We start from the raw sequence: 5,311 nt of genomic DNA on the forward strand, positions 1-5,311 counted from the left end.
AAAAGGTTTTTAGCTTTTTGAGGACAGATTTCACCTTTATGAGATATTACAATACCATCTAACATTGCGTGTTCGCGATCAATAGGGTTGTGCAATCCTTCAGCTCGATATACTTTGTTTGTCACTCTAACGGTCGGTAAGTTTAAGGTGTTTTCATATATTTGGTATTGACCTCGTGATTTTATCTTTTTAAAATAATACGGCACATTAGATTGATATGATTTTAACATTAAAAATCGTTCTGAAAATAAACTCGCAATATTTTGTCGTCCATTCGTTGATTGATAACGACTAACAGATTCGTTCTTTAGATTGATTTGTAAATCGTCGTAATAATAATCTAGAATATTATGATCAAAAATACTAGAGTACACACTCATACCTTTAAAATGTTGATACATCGGTGTATTATCTTGTTCGTTTACACGCCAATCTATACGTTCATCTGTCATTTTACTCTCGTTCATTGCTTTAACAAGTTGTTGTTGCAACTGAGAATCATAGAGACTAGAAGTAGCATAAAAACGATTGGCTCTGTTAACGTGATCTTCAAAAAATATTTGATTTCTAGTAAATACAAAGCTGACTAAAATAGCTAAAATCATTATTGCGATGATATAGAAATTTGTGAATTTAACACGGATTGCAGGCTCTTTCACTAATAAAATAAGTAGACCAATTATCGTTACGACAGGCGTAAAATAAAGCCATGCTACGACTTCTTGATAATACCAACTACTTATAAAAATACATGCTAACACTATAATTGATGGAAAAATATAGCTTTTAATTGTTAAAGTTCGAAAATACTTAACATATAAACCAATTATTGTTGCAGAATTAAATGCTAATAAGTAATGCCAACGTTTTTGTGGTGCAGAAAAACCATTAAATAATTGGTCGACAAATGGTAAAAAATTAGCTGCGATACATACGATGGTAAGACAAGCAAATAACTTAAAGTAATAATGTTTATACAGTTTGAAAGTAAGTAAAGCTTGTAATGTTACAAAAAGAATTACAATGAGATAATTATCAAACAATACATTCGTGTTTTGATCAAAATGTTCAAACCAGTCGACTTTACCTGTAAAAGGTATACGTCTATTATTTAAATAACTTTGAACTCCATGAAAAAAGAAGAATAAACTGTTTCCTAATGCCATTAATGCGGCAATGATAATACATTTGATTGTACTTTTTCTTGATAAAATATCGTGTTGATGACGAAAAATAATTCTAATAGAAAAATAAATTAAACCAGTAAGTAACTGATAGTAAGCAAAATAGAAATTATTAACTAAGGATAATGTCACAATTACGATAAACCAACCAAACTGTTTCCTTTTTAAGATACGTTCAATAGACCATAATAACAGTGGTAACAAAATGAAGATATCACTAAAAAATGGCCAGTAAACTGTGAAACGAAAATATAAAGGAGAAATGACAAATACAAACGCTGTTAATACTGCTATGTTACGATTAAGCGTAATATATTTCATAAACAGAAACGTTGCGAACATGGCTAAACTCGATTTAAGAATAGATACAATTAAATCATTGGTTATCCAAAACATAACAGATTCTGTCTGCAATGGAATAACGAGTTTAATCAGTGCTACGACCAAAGTATTAAGTATAAAAATAATATTGGTTGAAAAGTAATAACTTAAATCTGTGAAAAAATCTCCGCCTAAGCCGAATTTTGTAGAATAGAACCAGTTACCGTTGCTCCAGTTTTCATATAAAAACATCTGTATCGGTACCATTTGTTCCATGCCATCATTTGGGCCTGTGAATAAGACTCCATTGACGATGAATCTATATAATATATAACTATGACCGATTAAAGCCAAGCTAATAAACAAAATGATGTATAACAATTTGCGCCGCATTTTTTATCTCCTATAGCGATGTTTAGTAAGTAATTTATGATTCAAGTAGATTTCGATGATAATAAGCATTGAATACATAAAATATATTTTACTGTTTAATTAATAATACTATATATTTTTAGCTATACCCCAATCGTTTCTTAAGTAAATCTCATTAACTCATGTATTTATAGATTTATAAGGTATATAACTCAATTATATTGTAAAATTAAGATTAATAATGAATTTAGATACTGTCATTCATTTTAAAGCGTGCATGTACATGTTATTATTTTATAGTCTATTTAAAGATAAATATAAGCTAAAGTATGAACAATAAATGATATGTTTGAAATTAATGAAGTTTTCAAATTGAGAAAGGTGATAATTATGGTAATTCAATGGTATCCAGGACATATGGCTAAGGCTAAAAGAGAGGTATCAGAACAACTTAAAAAAGTGGATGTTGTATTCGAACTCGTTGATGCTCGAATTCCATATAGTTCAAGAAACCCTATGATAGATGAAGTCATTCAACAAAAACCACGTGTTGTTATCTTAAATAAGAAAGATATGGCAAACCTTAAAGAATTAGAAAAATGGGAGTCATATTTTAAATCGAAAGGATATTATCCTGTAGCAATTGATGCTAAACATGGTAAAGGCTTGAAATTAGTAGAGCAGGCAGCCATCAAAGCGACAAAAGAAAAGTTTGAAAGAGAAAAAGCAAAGGGACTAAAACCACGAGCTATCAGAGCAATGATAGTCGGCATACCAAACGTAGGAAAATCGACACTAATCAATAAATTAGCTAATAAATCCATTGCTAAAACGGGTAACACACCAGGTGTTACTAAACAACAACAATGGATTAAAGTAGGAAATGCATTACAATTACTAGATACACCGGGTATTCTTTGGCCGAAGTTTGAAGATCAGCTTGTAGGAAAAAAATTAAGTATTACAGGTGCGATAAAGGATAGCATTGTCCATTTAGATGAAGTAGCAATATATGGTCTTGAATTTCTAAAGGAACATGATTTTGAAGGGCTAACTAAACATTATAATGTAGATGTAGATAAAGATGCCGAAATATTAGAATGGTTTGATGCAATTGGTCGAAGAAGAGGATTACTAAGACGTGGTAATGAAATAGATTATGAAGCTGTAATCGATTTGATTATACATGAAGTACGTAACGCTAAAATTGGAACCTATACATTTGATATATTTAAAGAAATGGATGTATAGAACATTATGATAAAACAAACTATTGCTGAAATTACCAATTTACTTAAAGCGCAACAATCTATTACGTCTATACAAGAACAATCTTATTATCAAGATGAGCGTAAAGGTGTTCAAAATGCTATAAGACGAAGAATTAAACAATTAGAAAAAGAACAGGCACTGTTAGATAAATATGTTGAAATGTCTAGCTATGAAAATGATATTTTAAAACAGAATAACGAAGCACTCATTTGTGGTATTGATGAGGTAGGCAGAGGACCTTTAGCGGGACCAGTTGTTGCCTGTGCTGTTATCTTAAATAAAGACCATCAATTTACAGGTTTAAATGATTCAAAGCAACTTTCTGCCAAAAAACGCAATGAGTTAGAAACAGAATTAAAGTCTAAAGTATATGCTTATGCATATGGCTCTGCTTCTGTTGAAGAGATCGACACATTTAATATTTACGAGGCTACTAAATTGGCTATGCTAAGAGCTATTGCTGCACTTGATGTACGACCTGACCATTTATTGATTGATGCCATGGCATTAGACATTGATATCCCACAAACCTCTATTATTAAAGGAGATGCTAAAAGTATTTCAATCGCTGCTGCTAGTGTGTTGGCCAAAGAACATAGAGATCAATATATGAAACAACTTTCAAAAAAATATAATGTTTACGGTTTTGAAAAAAATGCAGGTTATGGTACACAACAACATCTTGATGGAATTAAGAAGTACGGCATTATCAGTGAACACAGAAAATCATTTGAACCAATTAAATCACATTTCAATTAATCAATTTTATAAATTAATTAAAAGAAGTGTGCTAAATCAGTTTACAATAGCGCTTTCATTTCTTATAATTGATTATGAACTTAACCTAAGAAACAGGAGGATGGAGAATGAATATCCACGAGTATCAAGGTAAAGCAATTTTTCGTTCTATGGGCGTTGCTGTCCCAGAAGGACGTGTAGCATTTACTGCTGAAGAGGCAGTAGAAAAGGCAAAAGAATTACAATCTGATGTGTATGTGGTTAAAGCACAAATTCACGCCGGGGGTAGAGGTAAAGCAGGCGGAGTAAAAATTGCAAAATCACTTTCTGAAGTTGAAACTTATGCAAATGAATTGCTAGGTAAAACTTTAGTAACGCATCAAACTGGCCCAGAAGGGAAAGAAATTAAACGCCTTTACATAGAAGAAGGCTGCGATATTCAAAAAGAATATTATGTAGGTTTTGTAATTGACCGCGCAACTGATAGGGTCACTTTGATGGCTTCTGAAGAAGGCGGTACTGAAATTGAAGAAGTGGCTGCTAAAACACCTGAAAAGATTTTCAAAGAAACAATTGATCCAGTTGTTGGTTTAGCACCATATCAAGCAAGAAGAATTGCATTTAACATTAATATTCCTAAAGAATCAATTAATAAAGCAGCTAAGTTTTTAATCTCGCTTTATAATGTATTTATTGAAAAAGACTGTTCTATTGTTGAAATCAACCCATTAGTAACAACTGGTGACGGTGAAGTCTTAGCATTGGATGCGAAAATCAACTTTGACGATAATGCATTATTTAGACATAAAGACATCCAAGAATTACGTGACTTAGAAGAGGAAGATCCAAAAGAAATCGAAGCTTCTAAATATGATTTATCTTACATCGCTTTAGATGGAGATATCGGTTGTATGGTAAATGGTGCTGGTTTAGCAATGGCTACTATGGATACAATTAATCATTTTGGAGGAAATCCTGCTAACTTCTTAGACGTAGGAGGCGGCGCAACTAAAGAAAAGGTTACTGAAGCATTTAAAATCATCTTAGGTGATGAAAATGTTAAAGGTATCTTTGTAAACATCTTCGGTGGCATTATGAAATGTGACATTATTGCCGAAGGTATTGTTGCAGCAGTTAAAGAAGTAGAACTTACATTACCACTTGTAGTACGTTTAGAAGGTACAAACGTTGAAAGAGGTAAACAAATTCTTAAAGATTCAGGTTTAGCAATTGAACCAGCTGCAACTATGGCAGAAGGCGCACAAAAAATCGTAAAACTTGTAAAAGAAGCGTAAGGAAAGGATGGGAGCACTAAGATGAGCGTATTTATTGATAAAAATACAAAAGTAATTGTACAAGGTATTACAGGGTCAACTGCCCTTTTCCATACAAAACAAATGCTTGAATATGGTACACAAATTGTT

At 32.0% G+C, this 5,311-nt stretch carries 4 protein-coding genes and 1 pseudogene; 4 read left to right on the forward strand and 1 reads right to left on the reverse strand.

Annotation, left to right across the window (positions count from 1 at the left end):
* Positions 1-1,898, reverse strand: a 1,898-nt coding sequence (locus ACF91D_RS29240) for a YfhO family protein (RefSeq protein ID WP_392438230.1), incomplete at its 3' end; no start/stop codon positions are given.
* A 369-nt stretch (positions 1,899-2,267) separates the two neighbouring features.
* Here ACF91D_RS29240 and ylqF point away from each other — a divergent pair.
* The 4 genes and pseudogenes from ylqF to ACF91D_RS29260 all read left to right on the forward strand — a co-directional run.
* Positions 2,268-3,128 (forward strand): ribosome biogenesis GTPase YlqF, encoded by an 861-nt coding sequence (gene ylqF, locus ACF91D_RS29245; RefSeq protein ID WP_107513338.1) that lies wholly within the window; start codon positions 2,268-2,270, stop codon positions 3,126-3,128.
* 6 nt (positions 3,129-3,134) lie between these two features.
* Positions 3,135-3,908, forward strand: coding sequence for a ribonuclease HII (locus ACF91D_RS29250; protein WP_133170304.1), 774 nt, complete (start codon positions 3,135-3,137; stop codon positions 3,906-3,908).
* 107 nt (positions 3,909-4,015) lie between these two features.
* A complete protein-coding gene (sucC, locus tag ACF91D_RS29255) occupies positions 4,016-5,182 on the forward strand; it encodes an ADP-forming succinate--CoA ligase subunit beta (protein WP_042738865.1) in 1,167 nt (388 codons plus the stop codon).
* 21 nt (positions 5,183-5,203) lie between these two features.
* Positions 5,204-5,311, forward strand: a pseudogene (locus tag ACF91D_RS29260) (succinate--CoA ligase subunit alpha); the annotation flags it as partial.

The sequence above is a fragment of the Staphylococcus sp. 231237_7MaSpsaltlick genome (genome assembly GCF_043107035.1).

Excerpts from the sequence above, each read along its gene's own strand:
- ylqF (WP_107513338.1), top strand. The coding sequence starts at position 2,268 with ATGGTAATTCAATGGTATCCAGGACATATGGCTAAGGCTAAAAGAGAG.
- ACF91D_RS29250 (WP_133170304.1), top strand. The coding sequence starts at position 3,135 with ATGATAAAACAAACTATTGCTGAAATTACCAATTTACTTAAAGCGCAA.
- sucC (WP_042738865.1), top strand. The coding sequence starts at position 4,016 with ATGAATATCCACGAGTATCAAGGTAAAGCAATTTTTCGTTCTATGGGC.